Raw genomic sequence first — 23,541 nt, forward strand, 5'->3', positions numbered from 1 at the left:
GCGGGCGGGGAGAGCACCAAATAAAAAAGGCCGCCCCGAAGGGCGGCCATTGACGCCGGAAAAGCTCAGACCCGGCCTATTTCCATTCGCGGATATCGACGAAATGACCCGCGACCGCAGCGGCTGCCGCCATCGCCGGCGAGACCAGATGCGTGCGGCCCTTGAAGCCCTGACGGCCCTCGAAGTTGCGGTTCGATGTGGAGGCGCAACGCTCGCCAGGCTTCAGCCGGTCGTCGTTCATCGCCAGGCACATGGAGCAGCCCGGCTCGCGCCAGTCGAAGCCCGCTTCGCGGAAGATCTTGTCGAGGCCTTCGGCCTCGGCCTGTTCCTTCACGAGGCCGGATCCCGGAACAATCATCGCCGAAACGGTCGAGGCGACCTTGCGGCCTTCGACCACCTCGGCCACGGCCCGGAGGTCCTCGATGCGGCCGTTGGTGCACGACCCGATGAAGACGCGGTCGACGGCGATGTCGGTGATCTTCGTGCCCGGCTTCAGGCCCATATAGTCGAGCGCGCGCCACTTGGAGGCCCGCTTGTTCTCTTCCTGGATCTCATCCGGATTGGGAACGATGCCCTGAACCGAGATGACGTCTTCCGGCGACGAGCCCCAGGAGACGATCGGCGGCAGGTTGGCGGCGTCGAGCACGACGACGCGATCGTAATGCGCACCCTCGTCCGTGTGCAGCGTCTTCCAGTAGTCGAGCGCCATGTCCCAGGCCTTGCCCTTCGGTGCGCGCGGCTTGTCCTTGATATACGCGAACGTCGTTTCGTCAGGCGCGATCAGGCCGGCGCGGGCGCCGCCTTCGATCGTCATGTTGCAGATGGTCATGCGGCCTTCCATCGACAGCGAGCGGATCGCTTCGCCGGCAAACTCGATGACGTGGCCGGTGCCGCCGGCAGTGCCGATCTCGCCGATGATGGCGAGGATGATGTCCTTGGCGGTGACGCCCGGCGGCAGCTGGCCGTCGACGCGCACCAGCATGTTCTTCGCCTTCTTCTGGATCAGCGTCTGGGTCGCGAGCACGTGCTCGACTTCCGACGTGCCGATGCCGTGGGCCAGCGAACCGAAGGCGCCATGTGTCGAGGTGTGGCTGTCACCGCACACGATGGTCATGCCCGGCAGGGTGAAGCCCTGCTCGGGGCCGACGATGTGCACGATGCCCTGGCGCTTGTCGTTTTCCGAGTAGTATTCGACGCCGAAGTCGGCGGCGTTCTTGGCGAGCGCCTCGACCTGGATGCGGCTTTCCTCGTTCTTGATGCCGAGGTGACGGTCGGCCGAAGTCGGAACATTGTGGTCGACGACAGCGAGCGTCTTTTCAGGCGCACGGACCTTGCGGCCGGCCATGCGCAGACCTTCGAAGGCCTGCGGACTCGTCACTTCGTGAACGAGGTGACGGTCGATGTAGAGAAGACAGGTGCCGTCGTCCTGTGCGTTGACCAGGTGATCATCCCAGATCTTGTCATAGAGGGTACGCGGTGCGCTCATGGCGGTATATCCATCGAGTTTTCAAAAAAGTAGGAAAGCCGGCGGCAAGGCGGCCGGAAGCACTGATCAGGAGATCAGGATAGGCGGCTTGTAAGCGCCCCGTGGACGCGCGCAAAGAAGCGTGCCGGCAGGCGCTTGTGGTCCTGCAGCACGACGATTTTCTGCTCGCTACATCCGAATTTGGATTCCATGGCCGTGTTCATATCAATTTTCTGACAGGTCGGCAATTGCTGGAAACGGACTCAGCGCTGCTCCGCGCGCCTGAGCCGCCGCTCCAGCCCCCGCAATCCCAGCGACAGACCGATGGTCAACACGAGATAGACATAGGCAACGATCGAATAGGTCTCGAAGAAGCGAAAGGAGCCGGAGGCATAGACCTTGCCCATCTGCGTGATGTCGGCGACGCCGAGCACCGAGACGAGCGAACTGTCCTTGACCATGGCGATAAAATCGTTGCCGAGCGGCGGCAGGATCACGCGGATCGCCTGCGGAAAGATGACGAGACGAAAGCGCTGGTAGCGTGAAAGCCCCAGCGCCTTGGCGGCTTCGACCTGCCCCTTGTCTACCGAGAGGATGCCCGCCCGGAACACTTCGGCGATGAACGCAGAATAGCCGATCATCAGCGCCAGGATCGCCCGCCACATCAAGGAGATGTCGCGCACGACAACCGGCTCCATCCAGCCGGCGCTGATCAGCGGTGCTGAGATGAAATTGGCCGCGACGACGAGCCCCGGCGCGCCGACGAAGGCAATGTAGAACAGAAGCACCAGGATCGGCACGCCGCGGATGACTTCCGTATAGAAGCGGGCGATCTGCCGAAGGGACGAGTGCTCGGAGAGCGCCATCAGCGCGATGCCGAGGCCGAGCGTCGTCGCCAGCACGAAGCCCATGAGGGTCACGAAGACGGTGACGCCAAGGCCCTTGAAGACGACGGTGAAGACTTCCGAGAAGATGTCATTGCTGATGATCACGGCGGCGAGCGCCACAGCGATCACAACAAGGGCGACCAACCACCAGGGATAGTCGCCCTTGCCGGACATGTCTGAAGATTGTGGAGCGGCCATAGCCTGCTATCAGCCGCCCATCTTGTATTCGAGGAACCACTTCTTATCGAGGGCGTCGAAGGTACCGTCTTCCTTCAGCGCCTTGATCGCGGCGTTGACCGGAGCCACGAGATCCGAGCCCTTCGGGAAGATGAAGCCGAAATCTTCGGTGCCGAGCGGCCCACCGACGACCTTGAGCTTGCCTTCGGAGGAATCGACATAGCCCTTGGCGGCGACGCTATCGGTCAGGACCACATCGACGTCGCCGGCCTTCAGCGCCTGAACGGTCGCGCCGAAGGTCTCAAACAGCTTGATGCGCGGGTTCTGCTCGTTGCCATCGAGCATTTCGTAGACGGCGGTGTAGAACGGCGAGGTACCCGGCTGTGCGCCGACGAGACCGTCGGCAAAGGCGCCGAAGCTCTTGCCATCGTTGAAGCGGGCCTCGTCGCTGCGCACCAGCATGAACTGCTGCGAGCGCATGTAGGGGTCCGAGAAATCGACCTTTTCCTTGCGGTCGTCCTTGATGGTGATGCCCGTCATGCCGATCTGGTACTGACCGTCATGCACCGCCTGGATCATCGCGTCCCAGCTGGTGTTCTGGTAGTCGACCTTGAAATTCAACCGCTTGGCGATCTCATTCATCGCGTCGTATTCCCAGCCCTTGGCTTCGCCGGACTTCGGATCGACAAACTGCAGCGGCGGGTAGGCGTTCTCCGTGACGACGACGACCGTCTTGCCGCCGAGGTCAGGCAGGTCGGCGGCCAGCGCCGGTGCAGAAAACGCAAAAGGTGCTGCAAGTGCGGCTGCGATGCCCGCAAGCACGTGGCGACGGATTGTCATTGGAGGAGCTCCCGAAAAGTGTGGCAGCGGAAAATGTCACAAATTCCGTCGAAAAGACAAGCGGATAGTACCAAAAAAGAAAGGCGGCCGAGGCCGCCTTTCCAACAATCCCTAGGGATTGAAATGTTATTCTGCTGCGGCTTCCGCTGCTGCCTTTGCTTCGGCGGCTTCGGCTGCTGCCTTCTCGGCGGCGAGCGCCTGAGCTGCTGCAACCTTTTCAGCCTCGATGCGTGCCTTTTCCTCGGCAATCGCCTGACGCTCGGCTTCGTTCAGCTTGCGGGCGCGCGTGCCGGTGTTCTCGACGATACGAGCCGACTTACCGCGACGGTCGCGCAGGTAGTAGAGCTTGGCGCGACGGACCTTACCGCGGCGAACCACTTCGACGCTCTCGACGAGCGGAGAGTAAACCGGGAATACGCGCTCGACGCCTTCGCCGTAGGAGATCTTGCGAACGGTGAAGCTTTCGTTGATGCCGCCGCCCGAACGAGCGATGCAAACGCCTTCATAGGCCTGGACGCGGGTACGGTTGCCTTCGACAACGCGGACGTTGACGCGGAGCGTGTCGCCTGCGGAGAATTCCGGGAGCGTGCGCTTGGCGGCGATCTTGGCGGCCTGTTCGGCTTCCAGCTGCTGGATGATGTTCATCGGTCTAACCTTTCAAGTTCTTCTGAAACAGCCAGAGCGCTCTCGATGAACCTGTCGGGCCAGCCTTCAGGTCTTGCCGGATACCGGCAGGAGCGGATTCGCCATTCTTTGTTTTGGTCGACGGGCATGGAACCCGAACCGGGGCGGCACTTACACCAATCGCACTGCCTTGTCATCCCCGAAGGCCATAATTTCTAAGGCATCCGCGCCAGGAAAGCCGAATTTATCAGAAAATACGCAAACACGCGCGTGATGATTGTCCGATGCAACGGACTTGCGGCCGGCACAACCACCGGCTATCCCGAGCATGAGGGGTCGGGGGAGACCATGAACATCTTCGAAATACTCATGCTGTTTGCGGCCGGCTTCCTGTCCGGCGTCGTCAATGCCATTGCCGGCGGCGGAACGTTCCTGACCTTCGGGGCGATGACGCTTAGCGGTCTCTCGCCAATCGTCGCCAACGCGACCTCGTCGATCATCCAGTTTCCAGGCTACATCACCTCGGCGCTCGCCTATGCCAAGGAGATCCGCGCCGACAAGCGCTATGCGATCCTGCTCGGCGTCATCTCCGCACTTGGCGGTCTGGCCGGCGCGCTGCTGCTCATCTCGCTCTCCAATGCCTCCTTCCGCGCGCTTGTGCCCTGGCTGCTGCTGGCGGCAACGGCGATCTTCGCTGCCGGGCCGCTCCTGAAGCCTAAGGCCCGCGTCGACGAGCATGCGATCAATCCGGTCGGCATCGGCGCCCAGTTCGTCACCTCCATTTACGGCGGCTTCTTCGGCGCCGGCATGGGCATCATGATGCTGGCAGTGCTGGGGCTTGCGACCGGCGGCGGCTATCACCGGCTGAACGCGCTCAAGAACTTCATCTCGATCGTTATTGCCGCGATCGCCATCGTCGTCTTTGCCGCCGGCGGGGTCGTGTCCTGGCTGCACGCGGCAATCATGGTGCCAGGGGCCGCCCTTGGCGGCTACAGCGGCGTCTGGGCAGCAAGACGCGTGCCGCAGGCGGTCATCCGCGCGCTGGTCGTCGCCGTAGGCCTGCTGCTTGCCGCCTATTACTTCTTCACGGGCTGATTAAGAAGATCGGGCCGGCGCTCGGCGGTCAGCCGCCGCGCCTCCGCCTCGCGCCATTTGGCAATGGCGCCGTGATTGCCCGAGGTCAGCACTGCCGGGATTTCGCGGCCTTCGAAGACCTGTGGGCGGGTGTAGTGCGGATGCTCGAGCAGCCCGCCTTCGAAGCTCTCATGCACACCCGAAAGCTCGTTGCCCATGACACCCGGCAGGATGCGCACCACGGCATCGAGCAGCGTGAGGGCCGCCGGCTCGCCGCCCGAAAGAATATAGTCGCCGATCGAAACCTCTTCGAGGCCGCGGGCGTCGATCACCCGCTGATCGACACCTTCGAAGCGTCCGCAAACGATGACGACGCCGGGGCCGGCGGCGAGTTCACGCACCCGCTCCTGTGTCAGCGGTCGGCCACGCGGGCTCATCAGCAATCGCGGCCGATCGTCGTTCTCGGAGACACGATCGATCGCGCGCGCGAGCACATCCGGCTTCAGCACCATGCCGGCGCCGCCGCCAGCCGGCGTGTCGTCGACTGTGCGATGCTTGTCCTCGGCGAAATCACGGATCTGCACCGGCTCGATCGACCACTGGCCACGCTCGAGCGCCTTGCCGGAAAGCGAGGCGCCGAGATGGCCCGGAAACATTTCGGGATAGAGCGTCAGGATGGTGGCGCGAAACGTCATGGCCGCGATGCTCACTTGCGCTTCGCGGAAAACGGACTACCCGGATCCTGGTCCTTGTCGTCGGTAAGGCCGGCCGCAACCGGATCGACCAGCAGCCGCCCCGCTTCCAAATCGATCTCCAGCACCGACCATTCGGTAAACGGGATCAGCACCGGACGTCGGCCTGGCCCCTTCAGCTCAAGGAGGTCGCCGGCGCCGAAATCGAAGACACCGCTGACCTTGCCGTAGCTCGTGCCATTGCCGTCGATCGCTTCCAGGCCCTCGAGATCGGCATAGAAGAACTCGTCCTCGTCGAGATCGTCGTCGGGCAGGTTGTCGCGCTCGATGAACAGGTCGAGGCCGTTGAGCGCCTCGGCGGCATTGCGGTCATTGACGCCGCGAAAGCGAACGATGACGACGTTTTTCGCCTCGCGAATCTCCAGCACCTCGAACACACGGCCGTCTGCGCTGTGCAGATTGCCATACTCGCCGAGCGCCGTCGGATCATCGGTAAAGGACTTGACCCTGACCTCGCCGCGCAGGCCCTGCGCCGCGCCGATCGTCGCCATCAGAACCGGGTTTTCGAGTTTGCTCATCGTCCGCGTCCGTTTCGGTATATCTCGGTGCACATAACGGAAAACGGGCGGCATGGAAATGCCACCCGTTTCGTTAAGTCACGGCCAGCCGGAGAGCTGCGTCGGCAGATGACCGCCGATCACTCTCCGGACCGTTCGCCGGCTGTTATTCAGCAGCAGCAGCAGCGGCGTCTTCAGCCTTCTGCTTGGCTTCAGCAGCGCGCTCCTGAGCCTTCTTGCCCGGGGCACCCTTGGTCGGGTTGCTGCGAGCCGGGCGCTTTGCGAGACCGGCCTGGTCGAGGAAGCGCAGAACGCGGTCGGTCGGCTGGGCGCCCTGGGCGATCCAGTGGTTGACGCGCTCGGCGTCGAGCTCGACGCGCTTTTCGTCGTCCTTGCCGAGCATCGGGTTCCACGAGCCGATCTTCTCGAGGAAGCGGCCGTCACGCGGGCTGCGGGCGTCGGCAACGACGATCTGGTAGTAAGGACGCTTCTTGGAACCGCCACGGGCGAGACGAATTTTCAGTGCCATTTGAGTAACTCCTTGCAGGCTTTCTTGACCGCTTGGTTCAAGCGGAATGGTTTGTGCCGGCGTTGCCCGCGGAATGCGAGCGATCGGCGGCGATGGCTTCATGATGCCGGATGACTTCCTTGATGATGAAGTTCAGGAACTTCTCGGCGAAATCCGGATCCAGATTGGCATCCTTGGCCAGGCGGCGCAGGCGTTCGATCTGGTATTCTTCGCGCGCCGGGTCGGCCGGCGGCAGTTCGTGCTTGGCTTTCAGAACGCCGACTGCCTGGGTGCAGCGGAAGCGTTCAGCCAGCATGTGGACGAGCGCGGCATCGATATTGTCGATCGACTGCCGGTAGCCCGCCAATTCCTTTTTGATTTCGGGATCAATCATCTTTTAAGCGATCCTCACTTCTTCTTCGGCAGGCCGGGAAGGCCGGGGAAGCCGCCACCAAGACCCGGAAGCTTGGCGCCGCCCAGACCTGGCAGGCCACCGCCGCCAAGGCCAGGCATACCGCCCGGCTTCAGACCGGCGGCTTCCGCCTGCTTCTGCAGGGCTTCGAGCTGCTTCGGGTCGAGCTTCGAGAGATCAGGCATGCCGCCGCCACCGAGGCCGCCAAGGCCCATCTTGTTGGCAAGGCCGCCCATCATCTGCTTCATCATGCCGCCTTTGCCCTTACCGCCCATCATCTTCATCATGTCCGCCATCTGGCGGTGCATCTTCAGAAGCTTGTTGATGTCGGCGGCATCGGTGCCGGAACCGGCGGCGATGCGCTTCTTGCGCGAGTGCTTGAGCAGATCCGGATTGGCGCGCTCGGCCTTGGTCATCGACGAAATGATGGCGAGCTGGCGCTTGAACAGGCTGTCGTCGAGGCCGGCCGCGGCCATCTTGTCCTTCATGCCGGCCATGCCGGGCATCAGGCCCATGATGCCGCCCATGCCGCCCATCTTCTGCATCTGGCCGAGCTGGTCTGCGAGGTCGTTCAGGTCGAACTTGCCCTTGGCCATCTTGGCGGCCATGGCAGCCGCCTTCTCGGCGTCGATGTTCTCGGCAGCCTTCTCGACGAGCGAGACGATGTCGCCCATGCCGAGGATACGGTCGGCGACGCGGCGGGGGTGGAACTCTTCGAGTTCGCCCATCTTTTCGCCGACGCCGATGAGCTTGATCGGCTTGCCGGTGACCGCACGCATCGACAGCGCTGCACCGCCACGGCCGTCGCCGTCCATACGGGTGAGCACCAGGCCGGTGATGCCGACGCGTTCGTCGAAGTTGCGGGCGAGGTTGACGGCGTCCTGACCGGTCAGCGCATCTGCCACGAGCAGGATTTCATGCGGATTGGACTTCCGCTTGATCTCCGCCATCTCGATCATCAGCGGCTCGTCGATATGGGTACGGCCCGCCGTGTCGAGAATGACGACGTCGTGGCCGCCGAGCTTGGCAGCCTGAACGGCGCGCGCAGCGATATCGGTCGGCGACTGGCCGGCAATAACAGGCAACGTGTCGACGCCGGTCTGCACGCCGAGCTGGCGAAGCTGCTCCTGGGCTGCCGGACGACGCGTGTCGAGCGATGCCATCAGGACCTTCTTCTTGTCCCTGGTCTTCATCCGGCTGGCGATCTTGCCGGTGGTCGTCGTCTTACCGGAGCCCTGCAGACCGACCATCATGATGACGACCGGCGCCGGCGCATTGAGGTCGATGGTGACGCCCTCGGAGCCGAGCATCTCGACGAGCTGGTCATGGACGATCTTGACGACCATCTGGCCGGGCTTGATCGACTTCAGGATCTCGGCGCCGACGGCCTTTTCACGAACCTTTTCGGTGAAGGAGCGCACGACGTCGAGCGCGACGTCGGCTTCGAGCAGCGCACGGCGAACCTCGCGGAGCGCAGCGGAAACATCGGCTTCCGACAATGCGCCGCGGCCGGTCAGTCCATTCAATATGGAACCAAGGCGGTCCTGGAGGCTCTCGAACATTCTCACTTCCTTCTGGTTTCCGGTGGCGATCAACTCGCCGGAAACGTGGGTTCCTTCGCGCAGAAAACAAGGCGCAAAGCCAAAAACCACCCGAGGGCGCCACGCGCTGTCGGGTGTTGACCTCCGGGTTCTCTTTATACCTCTACGGGACCCGGTCGGTGGCTTCGAAGACTTGAGCTTGCGAAGGAATTGGCGCGGATAAACAGGAAAGCGCGGCAAAAGTCAAGGACGGCAGGCAAATGAGGCGCTTTCGGCTCAGAGCGCCTCGTCCTTGCCGGCGTCGTCGAGTTCGCCGGCCAGCTGCTCGAAGGCGGTCGACACCCGCGTCATCACCCGAAGTGCGGCCACCACTTCGGTCTGGTTGATATCGCCGAGCAGGGCATGCAGCAACTCCACCTCGCGGCGATGGATTTCCGCGAACAGATCACGCCCGGCCGCCGTCGGCGCGCAAAGATAGGCGCTGCGGTGTTCCGGGTTCGGCCGTCTTTCCAGCAACGTCTTGTCCATCAGCCCGTTGACGACCCTGAGCACGAACTGCCGTTTCATCGACAGGCGCCGTCCGGCTTCCGGCACCGTCAGCGGCGTTTCGCAAAAAAGTTCGAGAACCGCCCGCTCCGCCACTGATATGCCGGCACCATCGAGCATATGTTCTGCCGAGCGCTGCATATTGAGATGGATGGAGCGGACCAGCTTCAGGGTCTTGTAGAGACGTTCTTGCGGGTCGAATCGAACGAGCATGAAACCACGATAGCAATCCAGTTGCTGTCTTCAAGAATTTATTAAACCTTGACCTTTCAACCAAGGCGAACCGCCCGGATGAAGACACGCAATCCCTATTACCAAGGTCCCGTCACCGATCATTTCGACGGCACCAGGTTCTTCAATCCCGACGGCAAACCGCCCAAGGGCGCGGCAGATCTCCTGCGCTGGCAGTTCGGTAGCGGCAAGGTGCGCTGGCCCGCGCACAATCCAAGCCCGTTCGCGCCGGTGAAGCCTGAACTCAGCGTCGAAGGCGATCGCCTGCGCGTGACGATGGTCGGACACGCGACGCTGCTCATCCAGGTGCATGGGCTCAACATTCTCACCGACCCCGTCTGGTCGCATCGCGCCAGCCCGTTTGCCTTTGCCGGCCCGCAGCGCCGCAACGCGCCCGGCATCGAACTCGACGACCTGCCGCCGATCGACATCGTGCTCGTCACCCACAATCACTACGACCACCTCGATGTCGAGACGCTGGCAGCCCTTCACGAGGAACATGCTCCCCGCATCGTCACGCCGCTCGGCAACGACACGATCATCCGCCGCGCCGTTCCCGACGTCGAAATCGACGTGGTCGACTGGGGCGACCAGCTCGATTGCGGCGATGACGTCATTCTTCACGCCGAGCCCTGCCACCACTGGTCGGCGCGCGGCTCGCGCGACCGGCGCATGGCGCTCTGGGCCGCCTTCGTCGTGGAGACGCCGGCCGGCAAGATCTATCACGTCGGCGATACCGGCTTTCACGACGGCATCAACTATCGCGCCGCCCGCGAAAAACACGGCGCCTTCCGCCTCGCCAACCTGCCCTTCGGGGCCTACGAGCCGCGCTGGTTCATGCAGGACCAGCACCAGAACCCGGAGGAAGCCGTGCGCGGCATGGTCGATTGCGCCGCCGCCCATGTCGCCGGCCACCATTGGGGTACGTTTCGCCTGACCGACGAGGGCGTCGAAGAGCCGCGACAGGCGCTGGAACGGGCGCTCGATGCGGCGGGCATCGCCCGCAGCCGCTTCCGGCCGCTTCGCCCCGGCGAAATCTTCGATGTACCGACCGGCGGCGAGGGAGCCGAATAAAGGCGGCACTGGTATTTTCCGGGCTTTTCCGCCATATACAGCCCGAATGAAGGATGGCCCGCCCGGAGCGGGCCCGTTTGGACAATCGCGACATGACCGACAACGTGCAATTTGCCAGGATGAACGGGCTTGGAAACAAGATCCTCGTCGTTGACATGCGCGGTCGGAAGGATCGGGTGACGCCGGCCGCTGCGATCGCGCTCAATGCCGATCCGGCAACCGCCTTCGACCAGATCATGGCGATCCACGACCCCAAGGCTCAGGGCACCGACGCCTGGATCGATATCGTCAATTGCGACGGCTCCATGGCCCAGGCCTGCGGCAACGGCACGCGCTGCGTCGTCCAGGCACTCGCCGCCGAAACCGGCAAGAAGGCCTTCACCTTCCAGACCATTGCAGGCATCCTCAACGCCACCGAGCATGAGGACGGCACGATCTCGGTCGACATGGGCAAGCCGGCCTTTGCCTGGGACAAGATCCCGCTTGCCGAGGAATTTGCCGATACGAGCCGCATCGAACTGCAGATCGGACCGATCGACAATCCCGTCCTGCACTCGCCCTCGGCCATGTCGATGGGCAATCCGCACGCCGTCTTCTGGGTCGACAAGGACCCGATGTCCTTCGATCTCGATCGTTTCGGCCCGCTGCTCGAAAACCATCCGATGTTTCCCGAGCGCGCCAACATCACGCTGGCGCAGGTGCTTTCGCCCTCGTCGCTGCGCACCCGCACCTGGGAACGCGGCGCCGGGTTGACGCTTGCCTGCGGCTCGGCGGCTTGCGCGGCTGCGGTCAGCGCCGCGCGCACCGGCCGCACCGGCCGCAAGGTGGTGATCGACGTCGCATCCGCCCCTGCCCCGGCAAAGCTCACGATCGAATGGCGTGAGCACGACGATCATGTCGTCATGACGGGACCTGCCGAATGGGAATGGTCCGGCACGCTGAACCCGACGACCGGAACCTGGCAGCGCGACGAGGCCGAAGCGGGCGGAGCCCGGGCGCTTTGAGCGGCGTCGAGGTCATAACCTTCGGCTGCCGTCTCAATACCTACGAATCCGAAGTGATGAGGGCGGAAGCCGAAAAGGCGGGGCTGAACAACGCCATCCTCGTCAACACCTGCGCCGTCACCGGCGAGGCCGTGCGCCAGGCGCGCCAAGCGATCCGCCGTGCCCGGCGTGACAATCCGCATGCCCGCATCATCGTCACCGGCTGCGCGGCGCAGACCGAAAAGGAGACCTTTGCCGAAATGGCCGAGGTCGACGCCGTGCTCGGCAACGAGGAGAAGCTGAAGAGCGCCTCCTATCGTTCACTGCCGGATTTCGGCGTCTCGGCGGAAGAAAAGCTGCGGGTCAACGACATCATGAGCGTGCGCGCCACCGCACCGCAGATGGTCAAGCACATCGATGGCCACGTGCGCGCCTTCATCCAGGTGCAGAACGGCTGCGACCACCGCTGCACCTTCTGCATCATCCCCTATGGCCGCGGCAATTCCCGCTCCGTGCCGATGGGCGCCGTCGTCGACCAGGCGCGCAGGCTGGTCGAGGGCGGCTATTGCGAGATCGTCTTGACCGGCGTCGATGCCACCAGCTACGGCGCCGACCTGCCGGGCACGCCGACCCTCGGGCTGCTGGCGAAGACGCTTCTGAAACAGGTTCCGGAAATCCGCCGCCTGCGGCTTTCCTCGATCGACGGCATCGAGGCCGACAAACACCTCTTCGACCTGATCGCCGACGAGGCGCGCTTCATGCCGCACCTGCACCTGTCGCTGCAGCATGGCGACGACCTGATCCTGAAGCGCATGAAGCGCCGCCATTCGAGCGCCGACGCCCGCGCCTTTGCCGATCAGGTCCGGCGCTTGCGCCCCGATATCAGCCTCGGTGCCGATATGATCGCCGGCTTTCCGACCGAGACCGAAGAGATGTTCGAAAATGCCGCGAGCCTCGCCGAGGACTGCGGCATCGCGCATCTGCACGTCTTTCCCTACAGCCCGCGTCCCGGCACGCCGGCGGCACGCATGCCGCAGCTCGACCGGGCGCTCGTCAAGGATCGTGCTGCGCGGCTTCGCGCCGTCGGCGCGACGCTCTACGCCCGCCACCTCGAAGGTATGGTCGGCAGCGAGCAGACGATCCTGGTCGAGAACAACGGGCTTGCCCACACACAAAACTTCACGCTCGTCGACGCGGCTGACCTGACGCCCCGTGCGCTTGTCCCGGTCTCAATCACCGGCCACAATGGCAAGCATCTGACGATGCAGGTAAAACAGATGGCTGCGGCCTGATTTATGCGGAATTCCTGAATGGCAATGGGTTTCATCAAGAGGATCTTCACCTTCGGCAAGGGCGCGGTGGAGGAAACGAAGCCGCCGGAAGGTGTACCGGAGGAGACGATCGTCTCTGCGCCCGAAGTCGAGGCGCAGCCGGAGCCGAGCGCCGAGGCGGTCGAACCGCCTGCCGCCGTTGCCGAGGCAGAGATCGTCGAAGAGAGCCCGGAAACCGCCTTCGAACCACCTGTCGACATCGAGACCCTGCCGTTGTCCGACGACGATCCGGTGCTTGAGGCCGAGATCGAGACGGCCGGTGGCCCGGCCTCCGACGACGCCGAAGAGCTGGCGCGTGACGAAGCCGCCCCGGTCGAAGCTGTGGTAACGCCGGCCGAGACTGAAGCCGCGATACCCCCCTCTGTCCCTTCGGGACATCTCCCCCTCAAGGGGAGAGAGCAGACGGAGACCGAGGCCACAGCTGAGGAAGCAACAGCTGCCACCGAGACTGCGGCGCCTGTTGCGCACAAGGAGCCTGCTCCCTCCGATGAGATCATCGTAGCCTCCCGCGAGGCCGAAATCGTCGAGAGAATTGAGGAAGCTGCTGACGATGCCGAACCCACGGCAAGCGACGTCACGACTGCCGAAGCAGACGAGGTCACGCCAACCGAAACGCTTGCTTCCGAACTCGAGAGCGAGCCCAGCGTGATCTCCTCCCCTGTGGGGGAGATGCCCGGCAGGGCAGACGTGGGTGAAGCCGCAGCCCTCCACGAAAGCATCGAGACCGCAGAAGCCAACGCAGCAGAAGCCGCCACCGACGTCGCGCCGACCGAGACAGCCGAGGCCGAGCCCACCGCTACGCCCGCTTTGCCCAAGGGCTTCTCCGCCACCGAGCGCAAGCTCAAGGAAGAATCCGTCGCCGCGCCGAAGGAAAAGCTCAGCTGGTACCAGCGCCTGCGCCGCGGCCTCGCGCGCACCTCGTCGCAACTGACCGGCCAGATCGCCAGCCTGTTTACCAAGCGCAAGCTCGACGAAGCGACGCTGCAGGATCTCGAAGACCTTTTGATCCAGGCCGACCTCGGCGTCGAAACGGCGATGCGCATCACCGACACGCTCGCCTCGGAACGCTACGGCAAGGATGTCTCGGGCGAGGACGTGTCGCGCATCATGGCCGGCGAGATCACCAAGGTGCTTTCGCCCGTCGCCAAGCCGCTGGAACTCGATCTCAGCCACAAGCCGCACGTGATCCTGGTGGTCGGCGTCAACGGCACCGGCAAGACCACGACGATCGGCAAGCTCGCCGCCAAGCTTTCCGGCGCGGGCCTGAAAGTCATGCTCGCCGCCGGTGACACCTTCCGGGCCGCGGCGATCGAGCAGCTGAAGATCTGGGCCGAGCGCACCAACTCCGAAATCGTCTCGTCCAAACTCGGCGCCGATGCCGCTGGCCTTGCCTATGAGGCTTTCCAGCAGGCGCGCGAGAAGAAGTCCGACGTCCTGATCATCGACACCGCCGGCCGCCTGCAGAACAAGGCGGAACTGATGGCCGAACTCGAAAAGATCGTGCGCGTGCTCGGCAAGCTCGATCCGGATGCGCCGCACACCGTGCTGCAGACGCTCGACGCCACCACCGGCCAGAACGCGCTGCAGCAGGTCGAGATCTTCCGCAACGTCGCCGGCGTCAGCGGGTTGATCATGACCAAGCTCGACGGCACGGCGCGCGGCGGCATCCTCGTCGCCATCTCCGCCAAGCACAAGTTGCCGGTCTATTTCATCGGCGTCGGCGAAGGGATCGACGATCTCGAGCCGTTCGAAGCCAAGGATTTTGCCGAGGCGATCGCCGGCGTTGCCGCCTGACGGGACGATCGGGCCTGCGCGTAGTTACGCCGGCCCGTTGCCTTGATATGGTTTTGCCGCAAAGCTGGTGTTATGAGCAGGTACATGCAGAAACAGGACCCCCAGATGTCGTCGATCGAGGCTGCCAAGCCGCAGAAGGAAGTCAGCCCCTTGCTCAAGATGGTGCTGGAGCTTGGGCCGCTGATGGTCTTCTTCTTTGCCAATTCGCGTGGCGAATGGTTGGCCGGGCATTTTCCGGCGCTCTCCGAACTCGGCGGTCCGATCTTCATCGCCACCGGCCTGTTCATGGCCGCGACCGCAATCGCGCTTGCCGTCTCCTGGGTGCTGACCCGCACCCTGCCGATGATGCCGCTGATTTCGGGCATCGTCGTCTTCGTCTTCGGCGCGCTGACGCTCTGGCTGCAGAACGACACCTTCATCAAGATGAAGCCGACGATCGTCAACACGCTGTTCGGCACGATCCTGCTCGGCGGCCTGTTGTTCGGCAAGTCGCTGCTCGGCTACGTCTTCCACTCCGCCTTCAAGCTGGATGAGGCCGGCTGGCGCAAGCTGACGCTGCGCTGGGGCCTGTTCTTCCTGGTCCTCGCCGTGCTCAACGAAGTGGTCTGGCGCTCGTTCACGACCGATTTCTGGGTCGCCTTCAAGGTCTGGGGCACGATGCCGATCACCATTCTCTTTACGCTCGCCCAGATGCCGCTGATCATGAAGCACTCGCTTGACCAGGAGAACGCCGAGTGAGCACGATGCTCGAGGAGAATGACAGCCGCAACCGGCACGCACTCCTCTGGCTCGCCGCCTGTTTTGCTGTTCTCATCATCCAGATCGTCACCCAGCATCTGATGGGTCGCCTCTGGATCTGCGAATGCGGCTACGTCAAACTGTTCGAGCCCGTGGTCAAATCCAGCGGCAACTCGCAGCATATCGCCGACTGGTACACGCCGTCGCACATCATCCACGGCTTCCTGTTCTACGGCCTCGGCCATCTGCTCCTGCGCGGCAAGCCGCTGACGGCAAAGCTCTTCCTTGGGACCGTGATCGAATCGGCCTGGGAGATCGCCGAAAACACGCCGATGGTGATCAACCGCTACCGCTCCGCAACGATTTCGCTCGACTATTTCGGCGACAGCATCCTGAATTCGACGATGGATACACTGGCCATGGCCGCCGGCTTCCTGTTTGCCGCCCGCATGCCCGTCTGGCTGACCGTAACGGTCGCCATCGTCTTCGAGCTCTTCACCGGCTGGCTGATCCGCGACAATCTTACGCTCAACGTACTGATGCTCGTCTGGCCGCTGGATGCGGTCCGGGACTGGCAGGCGGGGATTTAAGCGGGCTTCGGTCGCCGTCGCAGCCCCTCATCCCGCATCCGCGACCTTCTCCCGCAGATGGGGCGAAGGGACTTGAGGCACTCACTTCATTCCACGACTGCCCGGCAGGAAATGCACGGTTTTATGCCGTCGATGCGATGCGAGAGTTTAGGGCTACCGAGCGCTACGTGTCTTCTTCGCCCCGCTTGCGGGCAGAAGGAGCCGGCAGGCGGATGAGGAGCAAATCCCTCCCATCCGAATGAGAGCTAATGCCGGGAGCGGTTACGAACCCGCAGTCGCCTTTTCGATCGCCGGCAGCAGACCCGTCTTCACGCTGTTTTCGTCGAACGGGCCGACGCGCTTGTAGAGGATCGTGCCGTCAGCGCCGACGAGATAGGATTCCGGAATACCGTAGACGCCCCAATCGATCGCCGCCTTGCCGCGCGGGTCGACGCCGATGGCGGAGAAGGGATTGCCGAGTTCGCCGAGGAACCTGAGCGCGTTTTCGTTCTGGTCCTTGTAGTTGATACCGACGACGGTCAGCCGCGGATCCTTCGACAGTTCCAGGATGAAGGGATGCTCCTGCCGGCAAGGCACGCACCAGGAGGCCCAGACGTTGACGAGCGTCAGCTTGCCCTTGATCGCCGCATCGGTCAAAGCCGGCATCGGCTGGCCATCGCGCGTGGCACCTTCGAGCGCCGGCATGTCGAGTTTTGGCGCCTTGGTGCCGATCAGCGCGGAGGGGATTTCGCTCACGTCCTTGCCGGAATTGAGCTGGCTCCAGAAGATTGCCGCAAGCCCGGCGAAGATGACGAGCGGCAGCGCCGCCAGCACGAAACGCATGGGGCCGGGTTTGCGCTCCTCGTTACCCGGAGCGGGTGCGTTGCTCATCGTGTTTCTCCGGAAGCCGGTTCGGCCGAGCGCCGGCGGATGCCTGCGGCTTCGAGTTCGGTGAGTTCACGCCGGCGGGCACGACCGTCGAGCAAGACCCAGGCAATCAGACCGAGGACCGTCAGCGTGGCTATTCCATAGCTCGTGAAAACGTAGGCGGCGTGGCTCATCATTGTGCGCGGGCTCCCCGTCCGGCAGCACGGGCCGCAAGGCGCCTGAGCGCCGTGACGCGCCGGCGCAGGATTTCGTTGCGCATGGCGGCGATGTGCAGCGTGAAGAACAACAGCGTGAAGGCGATCGCCATCACGATGAGCGGCCACAGGAACTCCGGATCGATCGTCGGTCCGTCGAGCCGCATGACGCTCGCCGGCTGATGCAGCGTGTTCCACCACTCGACCGAGAACTTGATGATCGGGATGTTGACGAAGCCGACGAGAACCAGAATGGCCGAAACCTTGGAGGACCGCGCCGGATCGTCGATCGCGCGGTTGAGCGCCATCAGCCCCAGATACATAAGGAACAGCACGAAGACCGAGGTCAGCCGCGCATCCCAGACCCACCAGGTGCCCCACATCGGCTTGCCCCAGAGCGAGCCGGTGACGAGCGCCAGGAAGGTGAAACAGGCGCCGATCGGGGCTGCCGCGCGCGAGGAGACGTCGGCAAGCGGATGGCGCCAGACGAGCGTACCGAGAGCTGCCAAGGCCATCACCGAATAGCACATCATCGACAGCCAGGCCGCGGGCACGTGCACATACATGATGCGCACCGTTTCGCCCTGCTGGTAATCACCTTCCGTCGTGAAGGAAAGCCAGACGCCGGCAACGAAGAACAGCGCCGTCAGCCCGGAAAGCCAGGGCAACAAACGGTCGGCCAGCGCCAGGAACCGCGTCGGGTTGGCGAGATCGCTGAATTTGCGGATGGCCAGGCTGTTTTCGCTCATGGTCGCTCTTTAGCGCTTAAGGCGCCCGCCTGCAATTGATCCGCGTCAATCGCCCGATCACGATCGAGTTGGAACGCGGATCATAAATGTTATCGATCTGAACAGCTTAGCGACAAATCCATGGGAATGCCGCAAACACTTTCGCCCGTTCTGGCCCGATTGCGTCAATCGGACGCGTGCCGAAGTGCTGCGGCGGCGGCAACCGGGCCGATGACGGCGAAGAACAGGGTGATTGCCGCAAGGATCATCAAAGGTGGCAGGAACGGCGCCGGATCCTCGATCGCCGCATAGACAGCGCTGACACCGAAGATCAGCACCGGGATCGCCAACGGCAGAACAAGGATCGAAACCAGCAGCCCGCCACGCGGCAGCGACACGGCAACGGCCGCCCCCACTGCACCGATGAAGGTGATCGCCGGCGTGCCGATCAGAAGCGTCAGCATGGTGGCGCCGATGGCGATCTCGCTCATGTTCATGAAGAGGCCGAGCAGCGGCGAGGCGATCACCAGCGGCAGGCCGGTCGCCGCCCAATGCGCCGCACATTTGACGAAGACGGTGAAAAGCAGCGGCGTTTCCTGCATCAGCATCAGGTCGAGCGAGCCGTCGTCGCGCTCCGCCTGGAACAGCCGGTCGAGGCCGAGCAGCGAGGCGAGCAGCGCGCCGATCCACAGGATCGCCGGACCGATGCGCGAAAGCAGGTTCAGGTCGGGACCGACACCGAAGGGAATGACTGCCACCACAGTCATGAAGAAGAGCACGCCGATCATCGCCCCGCCGCCGGCGCGGATCGACAGTTTGAGATCGCGGAAAAAGAGCGCGATCATAGCGGCAACCTTCGGATCGGCACGCGCGCGTTTTCCGGCAATGGGCTTCCAGGCATTGCGACCCTATGCATCATGCCAGTGATCTCCTGCCAGATGCTCGAACCCCGTCATGTGCAGCTCCTTCGTGCGGTCGAGCCCGAGTGGCTGGTGGGTCGCCGCAATGACGATGCCGCCTTTGCCAAGATGCGCCTTCACCAGATCGGCAAACAGCCGGTCGGCGCCGGCGTCAAGCGCTGCGGTCGGCTCGTCGAGGATCCAGATCGGGCGATAGGCAATGACCAGCTTGGCCATCGCCATGCGCCGCTGCTGGCCGGCCGAGAGATAACCGAAGGGCAGATGGGCGATATCCGGCAAGCCGACCGCTTCGACCGCCTCGGTGAGCGTGGCGCCGCGCCCCCCGGGCGAATCACCCATGAAGTCTCGCCAGAAGGAAAGATTTTCCGCGACGGTCAGTTCGCGCTTCATCGCGTTGCGGTGTCCGAGATAGTGGCTGAGCTCGGATGGATGGGCGATTTCCGGGGGGCCATTCTCAAGTTTCAGGTGCCCGCTTTCGGGCCTCAACAACCCCGCCAGAACCCGCAGCAAAGTGGACTTGCCGGAGCCGTTCGGACCCGTCACGACAAGGGCTTCCGAGGCGTCGAGAATAAAGGAAATATCGTTAAAAATCAGGTCCTCACCGCGCTTCGCGCTCAACCCTTCAGCCATGAGGCGCATGAATTTTCAGCTTCCCTTCACTCTCTTTGTCGCAGGGCAAAAAAAAGTCCCGTTTCGACCTTCGTTGCTCTGGCACGTTTTGGAGAAATTATCTATAAGGCGGCCAACACGCCAGCGGTCGGCGTGAATTTCATCCTAGCGCCGAACATGGAATGAATTTCCACGTACGGACAGCGGAAATGGCCGCACCCGCATCCCAATTCGCGCTTCACAGGCGCTCGGGCGTTCGTACGTCAGTTTTTGGCGATCAGACGGAACGGGGTATTATCCAGTGTCCAAATCCCTAGACAGCTTCAATTGTCGCTCCACGCTCACCGTCAACGGTGTCGACTACGTCTATTACAGCCTGCCCAAGGCTGAGGCGAACGGTCTCGCCGGCGTTTCCAAGCTGCCCTATTCGATGAAGGTTCTGCTCGAGAACCTGCTGCGCAACGAAGATGGCCGCTCCGTCACCAAGAAGGACATCGAGAACGTTGCCGCCTGGCTCAACGACAAGGGCACGGCTGAAAACGAAATCGCCTACCGCCCGGCCCGCGTTCTGATGCAGGACTTCACCGGCGTGCCTGCTGTCGTCGACCTCGCGGCGATGCGCGACGCCATGGTCTCGCTCGGTGGCGACCCGGAAAAGATCAACCCGCTCGTCCCCGTCGACCTCGTCATCGACCACTCCGTCATCGTCGACGAATTCGGCACCCCGAACGCCTTTGCCCGCAACGTCGAGCTCGAGTACGAGCGCAACGGCGAGCGCTACCGCTTCCTGAAGTGGGGCCAGCAGGCGTTCAAGAACTTCCGCGTCGTTCCGCCCGGCACCGGCATCTGTCACCAGGTCAATCTGGAGTATCTGGGCCAGACCGTCTGGACCCGTGAAGAAGATGGCGTCGTCACCGCCTACCCGGACACCTGCGTCGGCACCGACAGCCACACCACCATGATCAACGGTCTCGGCGTTCTCGGCTGGGGCGTGGGCGGCATCGAAGCGGAAGCTGCCATGCTCGGCCAGCCGGTCTCCATGCTCCTGCCTGAGGTCATCGGCTTCAAGCTCACCGGCAAGCTCAAGGAAGGCGTCACCGCGACCGACCTCGTGCTTATGGTCGTGCAGATGCTGCGCAAGAAGGGCGTTGTCTCGAAGTTCGTCGAATTCTTCGGCCCGGGCCTCGACAACATGACGCTCGCCGACCGCGCCACCATCGGCAACATGGGTCCGGAATACGGTGCCACCTGCGGCTTCTTCCCGGTCGACAGCGAAACCATCAACTACCTCACCATGTCCGGCCGTGAAGAGCAGCGCATCGCGCTGGTCGAAGCCTATTCCAAGGCTCAGGGCATGTGGCGTGACGGTGACGGTTCCGAACTCGTCTTCACCGACACGCTCGAACTCGACCTCGGCGACGTCGTTCCGGCCATGGCTGGCCCGAAGCGTCCGGAAGGTCGCATCCCGCTCGAAAGCATCGCATCGGGCTTCGCAACCTCGCTTGAAGGCGACTACAAGAAGCCGGGCCAGCTTTCGAACCGCTATGCCGTCGAAGGTACCGATTTCGATCTCGGCCATGGCGACGTTGCCATCGCTGCGATCACGTCCTGCACCAACACCTCCAACCCGTCGGTCCTGATCGCTGCCGGCCTGCTCGCCCGCAACGCGGTCGCCAAGGGCCTGAAGTCCAAGCCGTGGGTCAAGACCTCGCTCGCACCGGGATCGCAGGTCGTCGGCGAATACCTCGCCAAGTCCGGCCTGCAGAAGGACCTCGACGCGCTCGGCTTCAACCTCGTCGGCTTCGGCTGCACGACCTGCATCGGCAACTCCGGCCCGCTGCCGGCGCCGATCTCGAAGACGATCAACGACAAGGGCCTGATCGCCGCCGGCGTTCTTTCGGGCAACCGTAACTTCGAAGGCCGCATCTCGCCGGACGTCCAGGCGAACTACCTCGCTTCGCCGCCGCTCGTCGTCGCCTACGCGCTTGCAGGTTCCGTCCAGAAGGACCTGACCAACGAACCGCTCGGCGAGGACCAGGACGGCAAGCCGGTCTTCCTCAAGGACATCTGGCCGACCTCCAAGGAAATCCAGGAGTTCATCTTCAAGTACGTCACCCGCGAACTTTACGCGACCAAGTACGCCGACGTGTTCAAGGGCGACGAAAACTGGCAGGCCGTTCAGGTTCCTCCGGGCCAGACCTATGCCTGGGACGACGGTTCGACCTACGTGCAGAACCCGCCCTACTTCGTCGGCATGGGCAAGTCCGGTTCGGGCATCTCCGACATCAAGGGCGCCCGCGTGCTTGGTCTCTTCGGCGACAAGATCACCACCGACCACATCTCGCCGGCCGGTTCGATCAAGGCGGCTTCGCCGGCCGGTGCCTACCTCATCGGTCATGGCGTCGGCGTTGCCGACTTCAACCAGTACGGCACGCGTCGTGGCAACCATGAGGTGATGATGCGCGGCACGTTTGCCAACATCCGCATCCGCAACCACATGCTCGGCCCGAACGGCAAGGAAGGTGGCTACACCATCCACTATCCGTCCAAGGAAGAGATGTCGATTTACGACGCCGCCATGCAGTACAAGGAAGAGGGCGTTCCGCTCGTCATCTTCGCCGGCGTCGAATACGGCAACGGTTCGTCGCGCGACTGGGCTGCCAAGGGCACCAACCTGCTCGGCGTCAAGGCCGTCATCGCGCAGTCCTTCGAGCGTATCCACCGCTCGAACCTCGTCGGCATGGGCGTCATTCCCTTCGTCTTCGAGGAAGGCACGACCTGGGAATCGCTGGGCCTCAAGGGCGATGAGATCGTCACGATCGAAAATCTCGCCAATGTCCAGCCGCGCGAAAAGCGCGTTGCCAAGGTAACCTACGGCGACGGCAGCGTGAAAGATGTGCCGCTCGTCTGCCGTATCGATACGCTGGATGAAGTGACCTACGTCAACAACGGTGGCATCCTGCAGACGGTTCTGCGCGACCTCGCCGCTTAATCGCGCGAGCGCATACAAGGCTCTGGAGCCGGGACGCCGAAAGGCGCCCCGGCTCTTTCTTTGAGGTGCACCGGCCAACGATCGGGTGCTGGATCGCGCTCACTTGCCATCTCACTCCAACGTGACTTCCCGTTGATGCAGGGGCGTCGTATGTAGTGAACTCCCCCACAAGGAGTAGGCCGCCGGCCGGTAACGAAGTGACGCCATGACATCCGCAGACCGTTCTTTCATTCGCCCTGTTGCACTGGCTTTCGGGCTGCTCGCAGCCGCCGGTGCCCCTGCCGGGGCGCAGGAGAAACAGGCGGTCAAGGGCGTTGTCGAACTGTTCACCAGCCAGGGCTGTTCGTCCTGTCCGCCGGCGGATGCGGCGCTGAAGTCGCTGGTCGACGAGGGCGATGTGGTGGCGCTCGCCTATCACGTCGACTACTGGAACTATCTCGGCTGGGCCGACACGCTGGCATCGAAGGAAAACACCGAGCGGCAATATGCCTATGCGCGCATGCTCGGGCGCAACGGCGTCTACACGCCCCAGGCGATCCTGAACGGCCGCGACCACTTGAACGGCGGCAACCTGCAGGCAATCAAGACGCGGCTGGAAACGATGAAGGCGGAAGGCAAAGGGCTTGCCGTTCCCGTCGACGCCAAGATCCTCGGCGAAGAAATCCAGATCACAATCGGTAGCGGCATCGGCAAGGCCAACGTCGTCGTCGTCTATTTCGACCGCGCCAAGATCGTGAAGATGGAGAAGGGGGAGAACAGCGGCAAGGAAGTCCCCTATTGGCATGCGGTCCGTGACATACAGACGATCGGCATGTGGGACGGCCAGCCCGCGTCCTTTACGCTGCCGGCGACGGTGCTGACCGAGCGCCCGGGAAACAGCGGCTGCGCGATCCTGCTGCAATCGATGAAGGACAAGGAAACGCCGGGTGCCATCATCGGCGCTGCGGCCGTGCTCGCCGGCCCTCAGGGCAAATTGTAGGGACGGCGAAGCGCAAGGGGTTGGTTCGGCCCGGCAGCATCGAGGGGCTGGGGCTGAGGGTTCGAAGTTACCGGACCGAACCGGCCATAACTGCGTTCGGTGAACTCCCGCAGCATGACGATCTGACCGGACATACGGTGGCAACGACTCTGTCCGTCAGCGCCCGCGAGTTTTGCGATGAATTGGGG

Annotated in this window: 24 protein-coding genes; 9 read left to right on the forward strand and 15 right to left on the reverse strand. The window is 63.3% G+C overall.

The window, feature by feature from the left end; translation table 11 throughout:
* Window positions 1-76: 76 nt before the first annotated feature.
* The 4 genes from leuC to rplS all read right to left on the reverse strand — a co-directional run bounded on the left by leuC (window position 77) and on the right by rplS (window position 4,014).
* Window positions 77-1,486 (reverse strand): 3-isopropylmalate dehydratase large subunit, encoded by a 1,410-nt coding sequence (gene leuC / locus IB262_RS16665; protein WP_060521449.1) that lies wholly within the window; start codon window positions 1,484-1,486, stop codon window positions 77-79.
* A gap of 242 nt (window positions 1,487-1,728) precedes the next feature.
* Window positions 1,729-2,550, reverse strand: a complete 822-nt coding sequence (locus IB262_RS16670) for an amino acid ABC transporter permease (protein WP_060521450.1) — start codon at window positions 2,548-2,550, stop codon at window positions 1,729-1,731.
* 9 nt (window positions 2,551-2,559) lie between these two features.
* Window positions 2,560-3,369, reverse strand: coding sequence for a transporter substrate-binding domain-containing protein (locus tag IB262_RS16675; RefSeq protein ID WP_112976154.1), 810 nt, complete (start codon window positions 3,367-3,369; stop codon window positions 2,560-2,562).
* 126 nt (window positions 3,370-3,495) lie between these two features.
* Complete coding sequence (gene rplS / locus IB262_RS16680; protein WP_043625625.1) at window positions 3,496-4,014, reverse strand: 50S ribosomal protein L19; 519 nt, start codon at window positions 4,012-4,014, stop codon at window positions 3,496-3,498.
* Between the two features lie 327 nt (window positions 4,015-4,341).
* On the opposite strand from rplS, the gene IB262_RS16685 reads away from it, so the two are divergent.
* A complete protein-coding gene (locus IB262_RS16685) occupies window positions 4,342-5,088 on the forward strand; it encodes a sulfite exporter TauE/SafE family protein (RefSeq protein ID WP_112976188.1) in 747 nt (248 codons plus the stop codon).
* On the opposite strand, the gene trmD is transcribed toward IB262_RS16685, so the two are convergent.
* From trmD to IB262_RS16715, 6 genes are all read right to left on the reverse strand, one after another.
* Window positions 5,070-5,762, reverse strand: coding sequence for a tRNA (guanosine(37)-N1)-methyltransferase TrmD (gene trmD, locus IB262_RS16690; protein WP_060521572.1), 693 nt, complete (start codon window positions 5,760-5,762; stop codon window positions 5,070-5,072). The genes IB262_RS16685 and trmD overlap by 19 nt on opposite strands.
* Window positions 5,763-5,773: 11 nt before the next feature.
* Window positions 5,774-6,337 (reverse strand): ribosome maturation factor RimM, encoded by a 564-nt coding sequence (rimM, locus tag IB262_RS16695; protein WP_034803120.1) that lies wholly within the window; start codon window positions 6,335-6,337, stop codon window positions 5,774-5,776.
* Between the two features lie 145 nt (window positions 6,338-6,482).
* Window positions 6,483-6,845, reverse strand: a complete 363-nt coding sequence (gene rpsP / locus IB262_RS16700) for a 30S ribosomal protein S16 (protein WP_034802802.1) — start codon at window positions 6,843-6,845, stop codon at window positions 6,483-6,485.
* Window positions 6,846-6,882: 37 nt separating this feature from the next.
* Window positions 6,883-7,218: a chorismate mutase gene (locus IB262_RS16705; RefSeq protein WP_034802805.1), complete on the reverse strand. Its 336-nt coding sequence runs from the start codon at window positions 7,216-7,218 to the stop codon at window positions 6,883-6,885.
* A gap of 14 nt (window positions 7,219-7,232) precedes the next feature.
* The gene (gene ffh / locus IB262_RS16710; RefSeq protein ID WP_034803123.1) at window positions 7,233-8,798 is read right to left on the reverse strand and encodes a signal recognition particle protein; all 1,566 of its coding nucleotides are present in this window, start codon (window positions 8,796-8,798) and stop codon (window positions 7,233-7,235) included.
* A gap of 255 nt (window positions 8,799-9,053) precedes the next feature.
* Window positions 9,054-9,536, reverse strand: a complete 483-nt coding sequence (locus IB262_RS16715) for a MarR family winged helix-turn-helix transcriptional regulator (RefSeq protein WP_060611221.1) — start codon at window positions 9,534-9,536, stop codon at window positions 9,054-9,056.
* Between the two features lie 78 nt (window positions 9,537-9,614).
* Here IB262_RS16715 and IB262_RS16720 point away from each other — a divergent pair, with 78 nt between their 5' ends.
* The 6 genes from IB262_RS16720 (at window position 9,615) to IB262_RS16745 (ending at window position 16,064) form a co-directional block, all read left to right on the forward strand.
* Window positions 9,615-10,628: an MBL fold metallo-hydrolase gene (locus tag IB262_RS16720; RefSeq protein ID WP_034802812.1), complete on the forward strand. Its 1,014-nt coding sequence runs from the start codon at window positions 9,615-9,617 to the stop codon at window positions 10,626-10,628.
* A 92-nt stretch (window positions 10,629-10,720) separates the two neighbouring features.
* Complete coding sequence (dapF, locus tag IB262_RS16725) at window positions 10,721-11,632, forward strand: diaminopimelate epimerase (protein WP_112976189.1); 912 nt, start codon at window positions 10,721-10,723, stop codon at window positions 11,630-11,632.
* Complete coding sequence (gene mtaB, locus IB262_RS16730; protein ID WP_112976155.1) at window positions 11,629-12,903, forward strand: tRNA (N(6)-L-threonylcarbamoyladenosine(37)-C(2))-methylthiotransferase MtaB; 1,275 nt, start codon at window positions 11,629-11,631, stop codon at window positions 12,901-12,903. The genes dapF and mtaB overlap by 4 nt, the downstream gene beginning before the upstream one ends.
* Before the next feature lie 18 nt (window positions 12,904-12,921).
* Entirely contained in the window at window positions 12,922-14,736 is a 1,815-nt protein-coding gene (gene ftsY, locus IB262_RS16735; protein ID WP_112976156.1) for a signal recognition particle-docking protein FtsY, read from the forward strand.
* 105 nt (window positions 14,737-14,841) lie between these two features.
* The gene (locus IB262_RS16740) at window positions 14,842-15,474 is read left to right on the forward strand and encodes a septation protein A (protein WP_112976190.1); all 633 of its coding nucleotides are present in this window, start codon (window positions 14,842-14,844) and stop codon (window positions 15,472-15,474) included.
* 5 nt (window positions 15,475-15,479) lie between these two features.
* Entirely contained in the window at window positions 15,480-16,064 is a 585-nt protein-coding gene (locus IB262_RS16745) for a DUF2585 domain-containing protein (RefSeq protein ID WP_060611309.1), read from the forward strand.
* Window positions 16,065-16,325: 261 nt separating this feature from the next.
* Here the strand turns inward: IB262_RS16745 and IB262_RS16750 are convergent, their stop codons facing one another.
* From IB262_RS16750 to ccmA, 5 genes are all read right to left on the reverse strand, one after another.
* Window positions 16,326-16,934, reverse strand: a complete 609-nt coding sequence (locus IB262_RS16750) for a DsbE family thiol:disulfide interchange protein (protein ID WP_060521458.1) — start codon at window positions 16,932-16,934, stop codon at window positions 16,326-16,328.
* Window positions 16,931-17,107, reverse strand: coding sequence for a heme exporter protein CcmD (gene ccmD / locus IB262_RS16755; protein WP_112976157.1), 177 nt, complete (start codon window positions 17,105-17,107; stop codon window positions 16,931-16,933). The genes IB262_RS16750 and ccmD overlap by 4 nt, the downstream gene beginning before the upstream one ends.
* Window positions 17,104-17,874 (reverse strand): heme ABC transporter permease, encoded by a 771-nt coding sequence (locus IB262_RS16760; RefSeq protein ID WP_034802828.1) that lies wholly within the window; start codon window positions 17,872-17,874, stop codon window positions 17,104-17,106. The genes ccmD and IB262_RS16760 overlap by 4 nt, the downstream gene beginning before the upstream one ends.
* 164 nt (window positions 17,875-18,038) lie before the next feature.
* The gene (ccmB, locus tag IB262_RS16765) at window positions 18,039-18,698 is read right to left on the reverse strand and encodes a heme exporter protein CcmB (protein ID WP_034802831.1); all 660 of its coding nucleotides are present in this window, start codon (window positions 18,696-18,698) and stop codon (window positions 18,039-18,041) included.
* 63 nt (window positions 18,699-18,761) lie between these two features.
* Window positions 18,762-19,412, reverse strand: a complete 651-nt coding sequence (ccmA, locus tag IB262_RS16770; protein ID WP_034802834.1) for a heme ABC exporter ATP-binding protein CcmA — start codon at window positions 19,410-19,412, stop codon at window positions 18,762-18,764.
* Window positions 19,413-19,683: 271 nt separating this feature from the next.
* Here ccmA and acnA point away from each other — a divergent pair, with 271 nt between their 5' ends.
* Window positions 19,684-22,374 (forward strand): aconitate hydratase AcnA, encoded by a 2,691-nt coding sequence (gene acnA / locus IB262_RS16775; protein WP_034802837.1) that lies wholly within the window; start codon window positions 19,684-19,686, stop codon window positions 22,372-22,374.
* 205 nt (window positions 22,375-22,579) lie between these two features.
* Window positions 22,580-23,353, forward strand: a complete 774-nt coding sequence (locus IB262_RS16780) for a thioredoxin family protein (RefSeq protein ID WP_060521460.1) — start codon at window positions 22,580-22,582, stop codon at window positions 23,351-23,353.
* Window positions 23,354-23,541: the final 188 nt, after the last annotated feature.

It is taken from the genome of Ensifer sp. ENS02 (assembly GCF_014851885.1).
Lineage (GTDB): Bacteria > Pseudomonadota > Alphaproteobacteria > Rhizobiales > Rhizobiaceae > Ensifer > Ensifer adhaerens.

Excerpts from the sequence above, each read along its gene's own strand:
- ccmB (WP_034802831.1), bottom strand. The coding sequence starts at position 18,698 with ATGATCGCGCTCTTTTTCCGCGATCTCAAACTGTCGATCCGCGCCGGC.
- IB262_RS16740 (WP_112976190.1), top strand. The coding sequence starts at position 14,842 with ATGTCGTCGATCGAGGCTGCCAAGCCGCAGAAGGAAGTCAGCCCCTTG.
- trmD (WP_060521572.1), bottom strand. The coding sequence starts at position 5,762 with ATGACGTTTCGCGCCACCATCCTGACGCTCTATCCCGAAATGTTTCCG.
- IB262_RS16760 (WP_034802828.1), bottom strand. The coding sequence starts at position 17,874 with ATGAGCGAAAACAGCCTGGCCATCCGCAAATTCAGCGATCTCGCCAAC.
- ccmD (WP_112976157.1), bottom strand. The coding sequence starts at position 17,107 with ATGATGAGCCACGCCGCCTACGTTTTCACGAGCTATGGAATAGCCACG.
- rplS (WP_043625625.1), bottom strand. The coding sequence starts at position 4,014 with ATGAACATCATCCAGCAGCTGGAAGCCGAACAGGCCGCCAAGATCGCC.
- ftsY (WP_112976156.1), top strand. The coding sequence starts at position 12,922 with ATGGCAATGGGTTTCATCAAGAGGATCTTCACCTTCGGCAAGGGCGCG.
- IB262_RS16670 (WP_060521450.1), bottom strand. The coding sequence starts at position 2,550 with ATGGCCGCTCCACAATCTTCAGACATGTCCGGCAAGGGCGACTATCCC.
- IB262_RS16745 (WP_060611309.1), top strand. The coding sequence starts at position 15,480 with ATGCTCGAGGAGAATGACAGCCGCAACCGGCACGCACTCCTCTGGCTC.
- ffh (WP_034803123.1), bottom strand. The coding sequence starts at position 8,798 with ATGTTCGAGAGCCTCCAGGACCGCCTTGGTTCCATATTGAATGGACTG.
- IB262_RS16720 (WP_034802812.1), top strand. The coding sequence starts at position 9,615 with ATGAAGACACGCAATCCCTATTACCAAGGTCCCGTCACCGATCATTTC.
- IB262_RS16675 (WP_112976154.1), bottom strand. The coding sequence starts at position 3,369 with ATGACAATCCGTCGCCACGTGCTTGCGGGCATCGCAGCCGCACTTGCA.
- rimM (WP_034803120.1), bottom strand. The coding sequence starts at position 6,337 with ATGAGCAAACTCGAAAACCCGGTTCTGATGGCGACGATCGGCGCGGCG.
- leuC (WP_060521449.1), bottom strand. The coding sequence starts at position 1,486 with ATGAGCGCACCGCGTACCCTCTATGACAAGATCTGGGATGATCACCTG.
- IB262_RS16685 (WP_112976188.1), top strand. The coding sequence starts at position 4,342 with ATGAACATCTTCGAAATACTCATGCTGTTTGCGGCCGGCTTCCTGTCC.
- IB262_RS16750 (WP_060521458.1), bottom strand. The coding sequence starts at position 16,934 with ATGAGCAACGCACCCGCTCCGGGTAACGAGGAGCGCAAACCCGGCCCC.
- IB262_RS16715 (WP_060611221.1), bottom strand. The coding sequence starts at position 9,536 with ATGCTCGTTCGATTCGACCCGCAAGAACGTCTCTACAAGACCCTGAAG.
- ccmA (WP_034802834.1), bottom strand. The coding sequence starts at position 19,412 with ATGCGCCTCATGGCTGAAGGGTTGAGCGCGAAGCGCGGTGAGGACCTG.
- rpsP (WP_034802802.1), bottom strand. The coding sequence starts at position 6,845 with ATGGCACTGAAAATTCGTCTCGCCCGTGGCGGTTCCAAGAAGCGTCCT.
- dapF (WP_112976189.1), top strand. The coding sequence starts at position 10,721 with ATGACCGACAACGTGCAATTTGCCAGGATGAACGGGCTTGGAAACAAG.
- IB262_RS16705 (WP_034802805.1), bottom strand. The coding sequence starts at position 7,218 with ATGATTGATCCCGAAATCAAAAAGGAATTGGCGGGCTACCGGCAGTCG.
- IB262_RS16780 (WP_060521460.1), top strand. The coding sequence starts at position 22,580 with ATGACATCCGCAGACCGTTCTTTCATTCGCCCTGTTGCACTGGCTTTC.